This window comes from Marinicellulosiphila megalodicopiae (genome assembly GCF_045862395.1).
In the GTDB taxonomy this organism is placed as follows: domain Bacteria; phylum Pseudomonadota; class Gammaproteobacteria; order Pseudomonadales; family Natronospirillaceae; genus Marinicellulosiphila; species Marinicellulosiphila megalodicopiae.
The window spans coordinates 947,573-965,865 of sequence record NZ_AP023087.1 but is presented as its reverse complement, the minus strand read 5'-3'; the positions used below and the strand labels follow the sequence as shown (position 1 = coordinate 965,865).

The following is an 18,293-nucleotide window of genomic DNA, read 5'->3' as shown; positions in this document are numbered from 1 at the left end:
GTCCCTTCCAATTTAATTAACAGCGCATACGGTTTCTAAAATCGTGTAGGCTAATTTTTGTTTTGTCATTTTTTTTAGTTTCATAGTTTTGTCGTGTGAAATGAGTGTCACTTGATTATCATCAGAATTGAAACCAATCCCTTCTTTTGAAACATCATTTGCCACGATCCAATCAATATTTTTTTGAACCAATTTGGTTCTAGCATATTGTTCAACATTTTGCGTTTCTGCTGCAAATCCCACACAAAATGGCTTGCTTGGTAGTTTACCTACCGTCGCCAAAATATCTGGGTTTTTAATCAATTCTAACGTTAAAATTGGCTGATCATTTTGTTTTTTAAGTTTATGCTCACTCACTTGTGAGCATGCATAGTCGGCCACTGCCGCACAGGAAATGAATATATCACACTCATTTATGATGTTCATCACTTGTTGCAACATTTGCTTAGCACTTTGCACTTTCACTAATTGAATGTTTTTCGGTGCTTCAATATTCACAGGCCCTGAAATCAATGTCACCTTTGCCCCCATTTTACTTGCAGCTTCCGCTAAGGCATAACCCATTTTTCCAGAGCTTTTATTGGAGATAAAACGCACTGGGTCGATCAACTCTTCAGTGGGACCTGCGGTAATTACCACATGTTTTGATTGCAAAAACAAAGCATCGGCAGGTTTATCATCTAATTGATCAAGCACAAATTGCGCAATTGTTTCAGGTTCACTCATTCTACCAAGTCCAACATCCCCACAAGCTTGTTCGCCAGAATCTGGACCGATTGTATGCCATCTGTGGGCATACATTTTTCGCAACTGACTTAAATTATGTTGCACCACAGGGTTTTGCCACATTAATTCATTCATAGCAGGAGCCACCCAAAGCTTTGCACGACTTGCCAAAATCACGGCATATAACAATTCAGGCGCCAAACCAGCATTTAACGTAGCAATACAATTAGCAGTGGCAGGCGCAATTAAAATCACCTCAGCCCACTTGGCCAATTCAATATGCCCCATACCCTTTTCAGCCTGTTCATCCAGCAACGTAGTATGTACTTCCTTACCCGTTAAAGCCTGTAAAGTAAGAGGCGAAATAAATTCACAAGCATTTTGAGTCATAATCACTCGTACATCATGCCCCTGCTTAACTAACAATCTTGCCAATACAGCACTTTTATAAGCGGCAATGCCACCTGTAATCGCTAAAATAATTCTCATAACATGATACAACCTGTAAAAACAGCAAGTGTACCGATGTGACCTTAAAAAGTGAATCTTTGGCTATACTGTTGTTTACTCTTTTAAAATAGATAAGGAATTGACATGCCCATTAATCAATGGCCACTACACCAAAGACCTAGAGAAAAACTCATCCATCACGGAAGCCACAGCTTGTCCGATGCGGAATTGCTCGCAATATTTTTACGCACAGGCACTAAGGGCTGTAATGCTGTAGAGCTTGCAGAACAGCTGATCAATCACTTTGAAGATTTACATGGATTACTCAGCGCCGATTTAGACACATTTTGCCAAGCAAAAGGTTTAGGCGTTGCTAAATTTGCTCAACTACAAGCAGTGCTTGAAATGGCCAGTCGATTTTTTGAAAGCAAATGCAAACAAACCGAATCTTTCACAAAATCGGAAGACAGCAAACAATTTTTAATTAGCAAACTAGGATTATTACCCCATGAAGTTTTTAGTTGCTTATACCTAAATAACCAAAATCAATTAATTAAATACCAAGAAATTTTTCGCGGAACCATCAACGCCTCGGCAGTTTATCCACGCGAAGTTGTCATCGAAGCACTCAAGCATCAAGCCAGCACCATTATTTTTGCTCACAATCATCCTTCAGGTACTTTAGAGCCCAGCCAAAGTGATAAAAATATAACACGTCGATTGAAGGAAGCCTTGTCGTTAGTGGATATCCAAGTGTTAGACCATATAATTATCGGTAAAAACAAGGCATTTTCCTTCGCAGAACAAGGACTTATCTAACAGTGCGAAACTGCAAATAATTGTTTTTTTTGTTGAGTTCTAAGGGCTGTTCTGGTATAAAACGCGCTCTTTGAAATTTGGCCTTAAAAATCTATAATTTTTTGAGAGCAAATTTTCCCATTTATGTTCGGTTTTTCACTTCTAGTTAGGTGGTACCGACGAGAAGTCAGAGGCTAGCTGAAAATGTCTAAAGTATGTCAAGTGACTGGTAAACGTCCAGTTGCCGGAAACAATGTATCGCATTCTATGGCAAAAACGCGTCGTCGTTTTTTACCAAATCTTCACACTCACCGTTTTTGGGTGGAAAGTGAAAATCGTTTCGTTAAATTAAAAGTATCGTCTAAAGGCATGCGCATCATCGATAAAAAAGGCATCGATCTTGTGTTAGCTGAAATGCGCGCTACTGGTCAAAAGGTATAAGGGGTTAATCATGCCACGTGATAAAATCAAATTAGTTTCATCTGCAGGTACAGGTCACTTCTACACTACAGATAAAAACAAAAAGAACACACCAGACAAGCTTGAAATGAAAAAGTACGATCCAAAAGTACGCAAGCATGTTATGTACAAAGAAGCGAAAATTAAATAATTTTCCTCTTTGATTTAAAAAACCCAGTTTTCTGGGTTTTTTTATGCCTGATCAAAAAAGAGCCCCTATGCCAGAGTTACCAGAAGTCGAAACCACAAAAAACGGATTAACACCCCACATCGTTAATAAACCCTTATTAGCCATGCACCGTCATAGAGCAAATTTACGCTGGACAATAGAACCTGTCGATTTAGAAATTCTGAGCAACCAAATCCTGCGAAGTATTGATCGACGATCTAAATATTTATTAATGCGTTTTGATCAAGGCACCCTTATGTTTCATCTTGGCATGTCAGGCAGCTTAAGAGTCTGTCAGCAAGACGAAGCCCTCAAAAAGCACGACCACATTGAGTTAGAGTTTAACGACTGCGTCATTCGCTATAACGACCCTAGGCGATTTGGATTTTGCTTATGGTATGAGCACGATGATACACAACATCCACTATTAAATACTCTTGGACCTGAGCCTTTAACCAAATTTTTTAATAAACAATACTTATCCAAAGCACTCCTTAAGCGCTCTGCCCCTATTAAAAACGTCATAATGGACAGTAAAGTAGTCGTAGGCGTAGGTAATATTTACGCCACTGAAAGCTTGTATTTGTGCGGCATTCACCCAGCCACGCCTGCAAATCAAATCAGTGACGAACAAATTCAACAGCTTTTAAAAACCATCAAACAAATTCTTAAAAAGGCCATCAAACAAGGGGGCACGACATTAAAAGATTTTATCAATGCCGATGGCAAGCCAGGCTACTTTCAACAAACACTTAATGTTTACGGCAAAAAAGGCAAACCCTGCCAAAAATGTAACGACATCATTAAATCCATACAACTAGGTGGCCGAGCATCTAGTTTTTGCCCAAGCTGTCAGGCGTTATGAGCAATCAAGAAGACCCTATTTTAGAGATTTGTTACATCGATGAAAATTACGTCGTCATCAACAAACCTCGTGGAATGCTGGTGCATCCCGTTGACACCCCACATCCAAAAAACGAAATTGCCATGAAGGTGATTCGTGACCAGTTAGGCAAACAGGTTTACACAGTACATCGACTAGACCGTCCTACTTCTGGCTTATTATTATTTGCTCTAAATGTACCGGCCGTTCAAATCATGCAAAAAATGTTTGAACAACAACAGGTACAAAAAAAGTACATCGCCGTCGTGCATGGCAAAACACAACACCAATGGCAAAATAACGACGAGCTGGAAAAACCAGAAAACAAAGAAATGAAATCCGCCAGTACCAGTTTTCGCCAATTACAATTTCGCAAAAAAGGCAGCTTTGCTGAAGATGAAAACTTAGAAGTATCCATTTTAGAAGCGCAACCGCATTCTGGCCGCTACCACCAAATCAGACGCCACCTTGCCAATGCCAACTTGCCGATTGTGGGCGATTATTTATACGGAGACATTGATCACAATATTCAAGTCGCTGAACACACACAAATCCCTCGTATGATGTTAATGGCTCATGAGCTATCGTTTACTCATCCATTTACACAACAACCTATTACAATCAACGCGCCTTTATGCGAAGATTTTAAATATTATTACAACAAAATTTAAACAACAAAATTTAAACAACAAAATCTAAACAACCAAATTTAACTATTCGAGAATCCTATGATTAATAATGACATCGTTCGTCGATTAAGAAAAACCTATGACCTAGACGACACTCAAACTAAAGCAATCTTTGCCCATACCCAATTAAATTTAAATGATGAACAATTTGCTAATTTGTTTAAGCAAAATAGTGAAGACGGTTACGCACAAATGACTGATTTAGAACTTGCGCACTTTTTAAATGGATTCATCATTGAAAAACGTGGAAAAAAAGAAGGTGCGCAGCCTGAAATGGAAACGCAATTAAGCAACAATGCCATTTTAAATAAAATAAAAATCGCATTAGAGTTAAAAGCAGAAGACACAATAGAAATATTTAAATCAGCGGAAGTGACACTTACTAAATACGAGTTAAGTGCGTTTTTTAGAAATAACCAACACAAACACTTTAAGCCTTGCTCTGATGATGTATTGTCTGCATTTTTACGTGGATTAAAAAATACATTTGCAAAATAAATATTAAATTTAAGAAAAATAAAACGTTATTCTAAAATAAATTATAACGTTTTATTATAAAAACCTATCGCACAAAACTTCAAAACTTAAATTACTGACAAAAATAATTATTTCCCTTAATTATTCGAATTTTTTAATAATCTATGTAACTACTAACAAGAATAACCATTTTTTACTGAACAACAAAAAATGAATTTACCTGAATCTATAATCCTTTTTTTAACACAGTTTGGTGCAAATTTTCATATAAGCTGAATAACCATCTTTACTATTTTATCTCTACCTTTTCACCTTTATAACAAAATTTTCACAACTGACTGTATCAATCCCTACCAATCCATCATCAGCATTGCCTAATTGCGCAACTCTATCCCCTTGCTTATTCCAAACAGCAGACAACCCACAACTATCAAACCCCTCGCACTGTCCGTAACTATTTGCCATTAACACAATCACATTTGAGCATTTAGCTAAGTTTGAGTAATGTTCAATTCCTCGTTGATAACCTTCTTCATCTTTTGCCACACTGGCTAAATACACAGTCATGCCATTTTTTATTGCGCATTCTGAATGAGATGATTGCAACGATTCATAACAAATTCCTGGAACTAAAACCTCATTATGTTCATGAATATAAAGTTGCGCACTACCCTGTTTAAAAAATGGCATTTCGCTACTGTGAATCATTTGTTTTGAATATGACTGCCTATGTTTATTAGGTTGAAAAAATATCATTCCGATTGTGTTTTTATCATCTAAATTAGCTGCACTGGATATTAGAGTGATGGATTTTAACGGGACACCTATTCCAATAATAACATTACACTCATCGCTTAATTTTTGAAAACAATCAAAGCACTCATCATTCAATGTACTAGCGAATTGATCGGCTAAAGTTAATTGGTAACCAGTGATAGACAACTCTGAAAAAAACACTAAATCCGCCCCCTGTTTGACAGCCAGCTCAATTAATTCAATGTGCTTTTGAATATTAAGATCAAGTTGACCTGCAATTGGGTTAAATTGCCCCGCGAATAGCTTCATACGATTCCTATTTGTTTAAGATTTTTCTTAATATACCTGTCCATGGTGTATAGATCCATAATTCAACCTAAGCAGTTTGGACGTATTTATCGGGCTTATCCTTCACCAAAATCACTCAATCTAAACTGGCGTAAAGCATTGCGCATTTGTCAAATATTCTGTCCACAGTTTCTGTGGATAACTGTGTCTGTAACAAGTTTTTAAAACCATTGAATACTTCTATAATAGACTCAATCCATTTGATTAGTTTTTAATCAACAGGGTAAAAAACGATATAAAACAACAAGTTATTCGAATTGGGATAACTTAAAATTTGAGTGTCGTTTTTACAAATCGCACAATTATATTGATTAATATTTAAACAAATTTAATCAAAAATAGTTTATTCAATTTATCTAAAATAAAAGTCAGTGTGAAGCTTATCACCTTTTCTTAAGGCGGCTTTGGATAAAAACAATCGTGAATAACAAGGTTGTGGATTAATTTAATATTTACTCCACAGTTTATGTGGATAACTGTGTCTGTAACGAGTTTTTAAAACCATTGAATACTTGTACAATAGCCTAATTCTATTTGATCACTTTTTAATCATCAAGGTAAAAAATTCATAAAAAACAGCAACTTAACATCCATAGTGAGCAAACAATTAGCGCATGGTTTGTATAAGACTGCTAAGTAACTTTGAAAAAATTCTAGCAATCCTTTTAAAGTCGGAAGCTCTTTGATAGTCATCACCTTTAAATCTATCCCTTTCGCCCCAATAATGATGTGCCACCTAATATCCGGAACCTGTCATGTTGGTTGAATCCGCACACTCTAAAGCCCAGCTAATATGGCACTATCTCTGGCAAAACCGCCTTTCATATAGCTTGGCAATTGTGTTTATTTTTTTAGTGAACTGGCTGCAAGTTGAAATTCCCTTAATGGTGAAAACTACCATCGATTTACTGACGGGCGATATCAGCCAAAATCATCCTGCGTTACTTAATGGTATTTTTATGATCATTGGCGCGTCATTGGTGATGATTGTGATTCGGACGTTGTCGCGAATGTTTGGGCTAAATCCTGGGCGTTTTGTTGAAGCGCAATTAAAAAACGATTTGTTCGCTAAATTAAACCGATTAACCGATAGTTTTCACAGTGAAAATAATAGCGGCAAATTGATCTCTATTATTAACAACGACATCACCGGTATTCGTTTGTTTTTTGGTATTGGCTTTATGCAATTATTTAATATCATTTTTGCGTTGTCGTTAACCCCTATTTATATGTGGAAAATTTCCCCATCTTTAACGTTGTATTGTTTATTACCGATTGTGTTCGCTTTTATTATTTATCGGTTTGGTTTTGTGAGAATGCGCGTATTGTGGACGCAACGCATGCACAGTTTACAAACTTTAAGTGAACAACTTGTGCATTTTTTATCAGGGATGGATGTTATAAAATCTGAACACATGGACGATTGGGTGCAACAACAAATTGCACAAGCGAATCAAAAATTATTAGATGTCACGTTACATATTCAACGCATTCAAGTATTTATTTTACCGATTTTAAATTACGCCAACGAAGTGATGAAGATTTTAATTCTTGGCTTAGGTGCAACAATGATCGTTAAAAGTGAACTCACTATTGGTGAAATTACTGCATTTTTATCTTACTCGGTTATGCTTGCCATGCCGTTTATGAGTTTGGGTCGAATTTTAAGTGTCTTGCAAATGGGCATGGCCAGTTTAAAAAGTGTGATGACCATTTTAAATGCCCAGGTGGATCCCACCAATTTATTACGTTTAAGTGATCAACAAACACAAGCCATTGCACGTTCAACATTAAGCGTTAAGAATTTATCTTATCGCTACCCTAACAGCGAACATGTTGAACCCACGTTAAAAAACATCAGCTTTGAATTAGCCCAAGGTAAAAAACTAGGCATTTTAGGCTCAGTCGGCTCAGGCAAAACCACGCTAGTGAATTGTTTAAATCATTTAAAAGATTTACCAACAGGCCATATTTTTTATGGCGAACAAGACATCACCACGTTCTCTCGTCACGACTGGCACAAACAAGTGCGCACCATTACGCAAGACCCTTATTTATTTTCAGCCACGCTCAATGAAAACATAACGTTTGGTTCAAAAAACACATCCAACACATTCGACAAACAACAATTAAGCCTGGATCAAACCATTGAAATGGCCCAACTTAAAAGCGATGTTGACAGGTTTACAAATCAAGCAGAAACCATCGTAGGTGAAAAAGGCATCATGTTATCAGGTGGACAAAAACAACGTTTGAGCATTGCCAGAGCCCTTTACACCCCCGCTGATATTTTGATTTTGGACAATGTGTTGTCTGCGGTGGATTACGAAACCGAACGCGCCATTATGAGTGAGTTAAATAATAAACTGGTCAACAGAAGTTTAATAGTCGTGTCTCATCGAATTTCAGCATTACAAGACATGGACGAAATACTCGTATTAAAAGAAGGGGAAATCATCGCGCGAGGTCAACATTTACAATTACTAAAAGACTGCGCGTATTACAAACAAACTTGGGATCTGCAACAAAACGAAAAACAGAACGAACAGGAGAGCGACGCATGAATAAAATTAAAAAAAGCGATTGGCAAATCCTGAAAATTTTTTGGAAATTTGCGGCCAAATATAAAATTTATATTATTGTCGGACTGAGCTCAATGCCATTTAGTTTGGCAGCAAATTTATTATTCCCATGGTTGATCATTAAAGTTATTGACACTCAATTAATGACAGGACAACTAGAAAACCTGCCAAAGATGCTTATTTTTATGAGTGGCGTGCTTGTAATGAACTACATAAGCGACGCCGTTTATAGTTATAGTTTACGCTTAGTGGGCCAGCGTTCTATTTTTGATATTCGCCAAACTTTAATTGCTAGAATTATAAAATTACCGCGCACTTATTTTGACAACACGCCGACAGGCATGACTCTATCTCGATTAACCAGTGACTTAGAATCCATCGGCGACAGTTTTGTGTTAGGCGTGTTGGGTATTGTAAAAGACACCATCAACACCCTTGGATTGATTATATTTTTGTACATAATTAATTGGCAATTAGCTACAGTCATTTTGCTTTTGTTTCCGCCCATTTTATACATCACTAAATACGCCAGCCAAAAATTACGTGGCTTATACCAAACCACACGCTCATCGTTAGCGCGATCAACGGGCTACTTACAAGAATGCATTCGCGGCATTACCACTGTGCAATTGTATGCTGCCGAAAAAGAAGTAGAAGACAAGTACAAACACTTAACCGATGAGTTTTTACATGCTCAGGTAAAAGCCAATGGTTGGGATGCGGCATTGTTTTCAGTCGTGGCAGGCATCACCACTATTGCCATGGCGCTGATTATTTGGACAGGCTCAAATTTGGTATTAAGCAGCGCAGTAAGCTTAGGTGTGGTGATTGCGTTTATTAATACCCTAGAAAAAATATTCATACCGATTCGAGAATTCACAGGCCAAATTACCGACATTCAACGTTCATTTGCAGCGTTTGAGCATTTAGATGAATTATTTAATGAACCATTAGAAGACAGTGACAAAACGTTATACACCGATAAAGAACTGGGCGATCAACTCAATCACTTTAAAACCATCGAATTCAAAGATGTCTCGTTTCGCTATAAAAGTAGCGATCCTTACGTGCTAAAAAATGTAAATTTTACGTTAAATAAAGCTCAGCATTTAGCCTTAGTCGGCACAACTGGTTCAGGTAAATCCACCATCATGCGTTTACTGACCAAAACCTATGAAAATTACGAAGGCAGCATTTTAGTCAACGGTTTAGAGTTATCTCACATACCCAAACTAAAACTCGCTAAATTATTTACCATGATGCAACAAGACGTATTTTTGTTCGAACAAAACGTCAGCTTCAACATTGGCTTAACAAAAGTTGATCAAAACAGCATAATCGAGGCCGCAAAATATGTCTACGCCCATGAGTTCATACAAAGTTTACCTTCGGGCTATGACACCCAATTAACCAATGCAGGCGACCAACTCAGCGCAGGGCAAAAACAACTCATCTCATTTGCACGCGCCATGGCAAGTGGCGGCCAATTAATGCTACTAGACGAAGCCACCAGCTCCATCGATTCGGTCACCGAAAGCCTCATCCAAAAAGCCCTAGAGCGAGTATTTCAAGAACGCACCGTCATCGCCATCGCCCATCGCTTAAGCACCATTCGAGAGTCTGACCAAATATTAGTATTAGAAACAGGTGAAATTATTGAACGCGGTAATCATGATGAGCTTGTAAAAATGCAAGGAGTGTATGCGGGGTTGTTACAGGAGGAATTAGACTGATTTTTGAGTCGAAAAAAATTATAGGTTTTGCTTGAGGCCAACAAAACCTATTTAGATTTTGTTGCACAAAACAAACTAAAAAGCCTTGTCTTCAAAATTTCGCAGTAATATTTTCAGATTCAACGCGATTGATGATTGATGATTGATGATTGATGATTGATGATTGATGATTGATGATTTAATACTTTCACCGTCCGTAAAAGCAACAACGCATAAAGTGTACAATCAGAATTGATTAGCCCACAAGCATCTTGAGTATAATCATCTACTTAAAACCTTCACATTTTTGCGCTAAACATTTACATCACTGTTTAATCAAATCCATTCACTGATTGGACGTACTCTCAATTAAAACAAAGGCAAAGGCAAAGGCAAAGGCAAAATAATGAAGTCTATTTTTTATAACGCCTACAAAAGAACGTGACTTCAATCATTTATTTTTAATTCCTTAAAACTTGCATCCTTGCAAAATATATTATTTTCTCTCTAGTCTAAAACAGGCAAACTACACAATAAATTCATCAAAGAAATTTGGTTATTGCATCCTGTTTTTTGATAAATTCTTTTTATGTATTCACGTATCGTATATTCAGATAACTCTTTTTGCTCCGCAATTTTTTTAGGGGTTAATCCCGAAATTATTAACTGACAAGTTTCCGATTCTGACGGTGTAAATCCAAACAGTTTTTGTAACGTTGAGGATTTAATGTTTTTTTGTTTTTTAGAATCAATGGCGTAAACCATACCGCCTGTAAATTGTTGGCTGTCTTCATTTAATTCATTTGTAAGTGCTGACAATGGTGCAAAGGCTAAGCTGACATCGCTATCGGTTAAACGAACGACATCAGATGAATTTCCGTATTTTAAATCTCTTGCTTGAGACAACACATCAAAAACAGCGCGTTGAAATTGTTTGTTTTGGATTTCATCACTGATTATTAGTTGTTTGTTGTTTGAACTTAAATGCTTGTCATTTAAAATCAAGGATTCCATACCTTCGTTCATAGCCCATAAATCACCAAATTCGGTGAACACTGCTACTGGGATTCTAAATGCATGGACGATCGCTTTTGATCGGGCTTTGTCATTTATGCTGTTCTGGAATTCCATTGAATTTTGAACGGCTATTTTTATTAACGGCAAGAAAAAATCCATTGCTGGACCATCGTCTTTAGGTGAAAACAAAGGCTGGGAATGACTTCGATTTAAAATGATATGGCACACCCATCCGTCATCTTCAAAAATGTGCGCTGCGGCGGCATCTTGAATGTCATATTTTTTGTCCCATTCTAAATAGAATGGGGTTTTCCAAAACTGATCTAACGGGCACTCTTCATCTAGAAATATGAACTTACTTTCAGGATTGCTCATCATTTTAAGCATTAACGGATCTTGAAATATGTATTTTTCAATATAGTCAATTCCTGCTTGTTCTTCAGTAATGACACCGCCTTCTTCGTGAAATTTTGGAATCAGTTTTTCTTTATGCACAATTAACAAATTAATTGAACGTAAATTAAACACCTCTACAAACTCATTTAAAAATAATTTCCATCCATTAGGGTTGGAGCCTGCTTGCATCAGCAAACCAAGCAATTTTCCTGAATTAGCATGGACGGGTAGTGTTGTCATTTCATATACCTTATGTTTTATTATTATCCGCTGCATGATTAGCTGAAATAAGTAAGCAGCCAACTGAAACTAATTTTCATAGGCTTTATTAAGGTATGCAAAATATCAGTATTGTTTCAAAAAACATACCCCCCTATATTAGGGGTATACATTAAATAAAATTAATCAATATGAAAGCAAAAAGTCCATTTAGTAAAGAAGATGTATTAAAACTTGTAAGTATTGCGTTTATTTAGAACAAGCATTTCAATTGGATTTAACCCTTTATTAACTCAACTGATATTAAAAAATAAACTTTTAGTGATGATTGATTGAGGCTATTCATAACACCGAGTCAATACAACAACTCGTCGAACGAAATTGCAGTTACGAAAATTCAATAAAAGCGAATTTATCCTGCTAAATTCATTTTCGCTTAAAATTTTAATTGTGTACTGTATTTTGTAAATCGGTTTTAATTGAAAATACCCGCTCTACTTTTACTGGATATTTATATTCATCAAGTAAAGTGAGTAATATTACGTCAAACTCATTAATGCAAAATTGATTGATGGTTACTACCTTAATGTCTAAGTATTTTCCATCATTAATTTTTATTCTACCCATTTCCTCTGTATTCGTATTTATATTTTTTAAAAAAAAGTTTAATTCAATATTTTTTAATTTATCGATTTTTTTGTTTTTATCTAATATTTGAATTTTATTATCTTGAAATGTTAAATTTTGACTGGTTTCAATCTCTTTATGCATATTAATATTATGCATCCAGAAATTACCTTTCATATCCAATACTGCTATGGGATTTTGATATGCACTTATTAACAATTTTAAAATATCTCGGGATTGAAGTAATTTCAGGCTCATAGCATTCACTATTATCTATAAAAAGCGGATCGTATCAAGTTGGCGATTAAACACTTACCCTCAAATTTAGGGAAAGGTTAAAGACAATTGAAATTTTGATGGTCATAACAAAATCCGTGGAAAATTAGTGTCCACGGATTTCTGATATTGTTAAAATCTAATTTACAGTAATGCTATATAATTTTTCATCATCGTTAGTTGAATCTGAAACCATCAAACTAATGATATACGTACCTTCGAGATCAAATGCATGCGTAATACTAATTGTATTGTATGTCACACCATTTACGTTCCATGTAAATAATAGAGTATCACCATCTTGATCGGAAGAGACTGATCCATCACAAGTCACAGTTAATCCATCCTTTGAACATATAAATTCAGCTACAGGTGCATTATTAGCTGCGCTTACTGTAATATCCATTGAATTTTCAGAGGTTGCACCTTGATCATCAGTGACTATTAATGAAACATTATAAACACCTGCTTGTGTAAATGAGTAATCAATCAGCCCACCTTCTCCAATGCTAATTCCATCAACAAACCATTCAAATTTTTCAATGGAACCGTTACTATCAAAAGAATTACGACCATCAAACGAAACGTCTAACGTGGCTACTCCTGATGTTACATTCGCGCTGATTTCTGCTTGTGGAGCAAGATTTGTAATTGATTGCGGTTCAGTTATCATTATGTTGTCCAACAAATTTGAAAGTATTTCAATTTGAAAATTTCCACTGTAATCATTGTAATTCACTACTTCAATTCGATAATTACCCGCCGCTATGTTCTCCACTCCATAAAGATAATCAGCCTGGTTGTAATACACTTTACTTGTAACAATTACATTATTTGATTGATCGTATAAAATAATTTCACCGCCGGTTTGTGAAATAAATTTCATTTGGAAGATGGAGTCTTCACTTACGACTAAATTAAACTCTGCATATGCATTATCGTTATCGCCTTCAGGCAGCCATGTTCCTATAAACTCAGAAACTGTATTTAATGAAAGGTTCTCTTGGACTAACGTAAATGTAAAATCTTTTTCAACAAGGTTATATCCATCAGAAACTAATAACGTTATGGTTTTTTCGCCATATTCAGAATATAAATATTCAACATATTCACCGTCCATTTGATTTCCATCAATTGTCCATATAAAACTTAAACTATCACTTTCAGGATCTTCTGCATTTTGATTACAAGTCACAATTAATTCCGTTGACGTACAATTAATAATAAATAAAGGCGCTTGGTTGTTTACATCTGAATGCTTGGGTGCTGAAAGTGTCACGCTATTTTCAACATCAGAATATATGTCAATTTTATAACCATCACTGTAATCATTATAATTTATCACTTCGATATAATAGGTACCAACATCTATATCATCTAATAAATTATAATCAGCAATATCATAATAAACATCACTTCTTAAAATTTCATTATGATCGCCATCATATAAAATAAATTGTCCACCGGTTTGTGAATAAAAATTTAATTGCATATTTGAAGTTTTTAAAATATTTAGCTCTAAAATAGCATAGGCATTATCATAGGTTTCTTCTTGTTCCCAAATAGCTTCAACCGATGCAACAATATTATTCATTGAAATATCTTGATGATGTGTCAATCCAAAATCATCTTCATTTTGTGAATCAACTATCAACGTAAATTCACCAGAATCATGAGGACTTATTGTAGTTACTTCTATGTAATAAGTACCTTCTAACAAACTATCTAAATGCGTTCGGTTTGAAATATCTGTTTGTATTAATTCAAAATTTTCATTTAATAACATGATGGTTAATCCATTAAACCCTTCAATATCCATAACAATATCTGATGTATTGTTTATGACTAATTTGAACTGTACATTACCTGGAGAACTTGGTTCGTTAAAACCTGAATCAATTAATTCACCACCTATTTTAATTGGGCAAACCTCAGTCAATTCTAACTCACAGTTTAATAATTTATTTGAATAATTTAAAATTTCAGACACTGTTTTATCAGATTCATATAAATCAACAAATATATCTCGTCCAAAAACAATGCTCGATGCATCCCTATCAAATTCAGAATTTTCTACAACTGGGCGATTTAAAATACTTGATGCATATATCTTTCTTGCTGCTTGTCCGTCTAAAAATTCAATTGCTTCATCAAAATATTCATCCTCATAAACTGAGGTATTTGAAGGAAGCATATTCCAATTCTTATAAGCATCTAATTGAGTAGAGGCATCAATCATGTATTCAATCATTGACCATGCCGCTTCTTTATTTTTAGATTGTGAAGGTATCGCTACGAATGTCCCGCCTGAATAGGAGTAAGTTTGCTCTGGTAATTCTGAAACGCGCCATAATCCTGAAGTGTCTGGGGCAATCCAAGATTCTAGTGTTCCTTTTAACCAACTTCCTTGAATTTCAATTGCAAACGTCCCATTATTAAATCCATCATACCAGGCATCATTCCACAATCCTGTTTGTGCTGCCAACCCCTCATCCACTAAGAGTTTGGTCAATTCAAAGGCTTTTGTTATACGTGTCGATTCCAAATCATATTCACCATTAACATCTGTAAAAAAACCCTCACCTTCAATTAAATTGCCATAAATTATTGCTCTTGTTAATGCCTCGGTATTTGAAATTAAATAAACAGGTCGCGTGATTTCTTCCATGATCATATCCCCATTTTCATCAAACGTTGAATCACCATTTTCATCTAATTTGGCTGTCATATAAGTAGTGGTGACGTTTTCTTTTAAGTAACGTCCATACTCAACAAATGAATCCCAAGTTGCCATTACTTCAACTGGGTCAAAATCCAAATCTTGCATATAATCTTTACGATAAAATGCTACTGTTGGCCCCATATCGATTGGGATAAATTTCTGCTGGCCTTTTGAATCGATTCCTTGTGTTACTGCCGCTGCTGATAGGGTTGATTTGAGATCAACAAAGCTATCTGTCAAATCAATGATCAAATCGGATTCAATATATTCAGCAATATTGCCTGAATCGATTAAAATTAAATCACTGGCACCTCTACCTGTCGTTAAATTTTTATCTAATGCGTTATGGTGCCCACCCCAATCATTTGCTCTAATTGTGGCTTTTATTCCTTTGCTTTCAAAAATATCATCATTATTAATTTCAAAGTAAGTATTAAAGCTGTCATACACGTCAATGGTTAAATTTGCATTGGCGAGTGTGTCAACTTTTTCAATATCCGAAACAATTTCTTCAACCACGACTTGCGTGTCTATATTTTCATTAATTGTTTTTACATTAAGGGTTTCACCTTCCGCCAAATTGGCTTTAGCCGTTTCAACTTCACTAACAATCGCGGTTAATTGATCTGAAACCTTAGAAGCAATAACCGTCATTACCTGTGCTTGTTTGTCTTGAATCGATGCAGAATCAATTGCACCACTTGCAACGCCGTCATCTACAGATTTCATATTGTCTGAAATTTCTGCTGCGACAACTTGCGCGACCACATGCATTGTTGCGTATTCTTCATTCGTATCTTTTTCTACCATGTAATTAGCAAACAACGAAACATCTGAAGTCGACAATCCCATTGCAAACATTAAAACGTCTTCAGCATCTTCTGCTGAAGTGCCAGGATTAATAGTCATATACGCTTGAATCAACGTAGTCATAGGACTAATAAATGCCACTTTTCCAGCAGGTGCCGATAAGGTATAACCCTGCGTCACTTCACCGTAGTCGCTATCAATTGCACCTATAGGTACTTCAACTACAACAGGAAATTTATCTTCATTTCCAATCGCCACATCCAAATCAAAATCGCCGCCAGCACCAGTAATTGCAAACGGTTCGCCATCATCACAACGGCCACTTAAATTCATATCTAAACAGGCTTTAGCACCTTGTAAATAACCGTCTGCAACCACGCCTGTCAGACTTACCGTTTGCCCTGTGTTTAAATCCTCACCGGTTGTATCCATATCGCCATTATCGTCTTTTTCTTTATCACTACCACAGCCCGCCAATAAAACTGCAGCACTGAATAGTACTGGTTTTATGATCGAATTTAATTTATTCATATTTGTCTCGGCATTATCTTTTATTGAAATCATACTTTAGCAGTGTCTTTAAAAACTCATAAGTCCTAAGATTGGGGGTATTTTGATTTAAATGAAAACATTTGAATGAAATGACTTAAAATTGACCAAACTTTACGTGTGAAATAGTTCTGACAGAAATATCTGAAAAATAATAAGCAAAGTTAATTGAATATATACAAATCAAAATTATTATTACCCAAAAATTCACAATTTTGATCATCAGAATTTTCGAATAAATGGTGGAGCCAGTTGAATTTTATTTTAAAGTATTGAGGTCACACATTATTGAATTGTGGCTATATTCCGTTTGCCCCATTATTTTATTAGACCAATGGGGGAGGAATAGTAAGGTATCAAATATTAGGGGTATAAACATTTACACTACTGGAATACTACTCAATAAATTAATCAAAGATATTTGATTTTTACATTGCGTTTTTTTGTAGATGTTTTTAATATTTTCTCTCACCGTTGATTCTGCCACTTCTCTTTGTGCTGCGATTTGTTTGGGTACTAGGCCTTTTAATAATTCTAAACAGGTATCGCTTTCTTTTGGGGTGAGTAAAAACAAGTCTTGTAACAGTTTTGGATTCATGACTTGATTCAGTGTTTGATTCAACACATACACCATTACTCCTTGAAAAGTACTTTCTGTATTTTCTGTTTCTAAAGAGATGCAAACTAAGGTCAATTCACCATATTGTGTGACTTTAATGGTATCTTCATAACCGTGTAATACATCAAAAACCCCTCGACGAAATTCATTATTTTTGTCGGTATCTATTAAATTCAATGTGTTATCAATCAATTGCAGTTGTTGGTTGCTTTCAATTAAATGTGTCATGGATTTATTCACTGCCCACAAATCACCAAATTCAGTATAAACTGCCACTGGCATTCTAAATAACTCTACCATGGATTTTGATCTGACCTGGTCGTTCACATTTTTTTGTAATTCGATTGAGTTGAATATGGCATTTCTAATAATGGGCGTAAAAAAGTCAAATATCTGAGCGTCTTTTTCTCGTTCAAACAAAGGTTGGCTGTGACTTCGGGTAATTAATAAAATACAAACATTGCCCTGCTCTTCAAATATATTTACTGCCGCACCATCACGAATGTCTTGTTTGATGTCCCACTCTAAATAAAGAGGCGTTTGCCAAAATTCTTCGACGGTGCATAAATCATGTAAAAACCAAAATTTATCACCAGGATTACTCATCATTTTTGCAATCATTGGATCACGATATAAATAATTATCAATATAATCTTTGGCATCGGCATCACTTGTTATCACCCCGCCCTCTTCATGAAACTTCGGGATGAATGTGGCTTTTTCTAACACCATTAAATTGGCGGCTCGTATATTGAAGTATTCAACATATTCAGTTAAAAATACCTTCCATCCATTTTTATGTTCATTAACATTCATTAAACTGGTAATGAGATGGCCCGTATTTTGGTTATAAATTGATGTCGTCATTTAATCGTAAACTCATTCTTTTTTGATATATACTTAAAAATACCATATTTAGTGATGGTTACATACCTTGATAATAAACTGATTTTCACTCACGTAATTTATAAGAGATGCTCTTGAATTTAATCAACCCTAAAATAAGTCA

The 18,293-nt window shown here is 35.5% G+C and carries 14 protein-coding genes; 8 read left to right on the top strand and 6 right to left on the bottom strand.

The genetic code is table 11. The features are described from left to right. Nucleotides 1-12: 12 nt before the first annotated feature. Nucleotides 13-1,215, bottom strand: a complete 1,203-nt coding sequence (gene coaBC / locus TYM08_RS04015; protein WP_422381685.1) for a bifunctional phosphopantothenoylcysteine decarboxylase/phosphopantothenate--cysteine ligase CoaBC — start codon at nucleotides 1,213-1,215, stop codon at nucleotides 13-15. Nucleotides 1,216-1,320: 105 nt separating this feature from the next. Between coaBC and radC the strand changes: the two genes are divergently transcribed. The 6 genes from radC to TYM08_RS03985 all read left to right on the top strand — a co-directional run bounded on the left by radC (nucleotide 1,321) and on the right by TYM08_RS03985 (nucleotide 4,672). Beyond that, the gene (gene radC, locus TYM08_RS04010; protein WP_422381684.1) at nucleotides 1,321-1,995 is read left to right on the top strand and encodes a RadC family protein; all 675 of its coding nucleotides are present in this window, start codon (nucleotides 1,321-1,323) and stop codon (nucleotides 1,993-1,995) included. A gap of 183 nt (nucleotides 1,996-2,178) precedes the next feature. Next, entirely contained in the window at nucleotides 2,179-2,415 is a 237-nt protein-coding gene (gene rpmB / locus TYM08_RS04005) for a 50S ribosomal protein L28 (protein WP_422381683.1), read from the top strand. Between the two features lie 10 nt (nucleotides 2,416-2,425). Next, nucleotides 2,426-2,584 carry a 50S ribosomal protein L33 gene (gene rpmG / locus TYM08_RS04000; protein ID WP_422381682.1) on the top strand — a complete coding sequence of 53 codons (159 nt, stop codon included), beginning with the start codon at nucleotides 2,426-2,428 and terminating at the stop codon, nucleotides 2,582-2,584. A 43-nt stretch (nucleotides 2,585-2,627) separates the two neighbouring features. Next, entirely contained in the window at nucleotides 2,628-3,467 is an 840-nt protein-coding gene (gene mutM, locus TYM08_RS03995; protein ID WP_422381681.1) for a bifunctional DNA-formamidopyrimidine glycosylase/DNA-(apurinic or apyrimidinic site) lyase, read from the top strand. Then, complete coding sequence (locus TYM08_RS03990; RefSeq protein WP_422381680.1) at nucleotides 3,464-4,156, top strand: pseudouridine synthase; 693 nt, start codon at nucleotides 3,464-3,466, stop codon at nucleotides 4,154-4,156. The genes mutM and TYM08_RS03990 overlap by 4 nt, the downstream gene beginning before the upstream one ends. A 57-nt stretch (nucleotides 4,157-4,213) precedes the next feature. Further along, nucleotides 4,214-4,672: a DUF1456 family protein gene (locus TYM08_RS03985; RefSeq protein ID WP_422381679.1), complete on the top strand. Its 459-nt coding sequence runs from the start codon at nucleotides 4,214-4,216 to the stop codon at nucleotides 4,670-4,672. Between the two features lie 279 nt (nucleotides 4,673-4,951). Here the strand turns inward: TYM08_RS03985 and TYM08_RS03980 are convergent, their stop codons facing one another. After that, entirely contained in the window at nucleotides 4,952-5,716 is a 765-nt protein-coding gene (locus TYM08_RS03980; protein WP_422381678.1) for a carbon-nitrogen hydrolase family protein, read from the bottom strand. Between the two features lie 794 nt (nucleotides 5,717-6,510). Between TYM08_RS03980 and TYM08_RS03975 the strand changes: the two genes are divergently transcribed. Both TYM08_RS03975 and TYM08_RS03970 read left to right on the top strand, forming a co-directional pair. Then, nucleotides 6,511-8,319, top strand: coding sequence for an ABC transporter ATP-binding protein (locus TYM08_RS03975; protein WP_422381677.1), 1,809 nt, complete (start codon nucleotides 6,511-6,513; stop codon nucleotides 8,317-8,319). Beyond that, a complete protein-coding gene (locus TYM08_RS03970) occupies nucleotides 8,316-10,070 on the top strand; it encodes an ABC transporter ATP-binding protein (RefSeq protein WP_422381676.1) in 1,755 nt (584 codons plus the stop codon). Before TYM08_RS03975 ends, TYM08_RS03970 begins: the two co-directional genes overlap by 4 nt. A 486-nt stretch (nucleotides 10,071-10,556) precedes the next feature. Here TYM08_RS03970 and TYM08_RS03965 read toward each other — a convergent pair whose 3' ends face one another. The 4 genes from TYM08_RS03965 to TYM08_RS03950 form a co-directional block, all read right to left on the bottom strand. Continuing rightward, on the bottom strand, nucleotides 10,557-11,702 hold the full coding sequence (locus TYM08_RS03965; protein WP_422381675.1) for a helix-turn-helix transcriptional regulator: 1,146 nt from the start codon (nucleotides 11,700-11,702) through the stop codon (nucleotides 10,557-10,559). 423 nt (nucleotides 11,703-12,125) lie between these two features. After that, nucleotides 12,126-12,566 (bottom strand): hypothetical protein, encoded by a 441-nt coding sequence (locus TYM08_RS03960; RefSeq protein WP_422381674.1) that lies wholly within the window; start codon nucleotides 12,564-12,566, stop codon nucleotides 12,126-12,128. Nucleotides 12,567-12,723: 157 nt separating this feature from the next. Next, complete coding sequence (locus TYM08_RS03955) at nucleotides 12,724-16,647, bottom strand: extracellular solute-binding protein (RefSeq protein WP_422381673.1); 3,924 nt, start codon at nucleotides 16,645-16,647, stop codon at nucleotides 12,724-12,726. A gap of 397 nt (nucleotides 16,648-17,044) precedes the next feature. After that, a complete protein-coding gene (locus TYM08_RS03950; RefSeq protein ID WP_422381672.1) occupies nucleotides 17,045-18,151 on the bottom strand; it encodes a helix-turn-helix transcriptional regulator in 1,107 nt (368 codons plus the stop codon). Nucleotides 18,152-18,293: the final 142 nt, after the last annotated feature.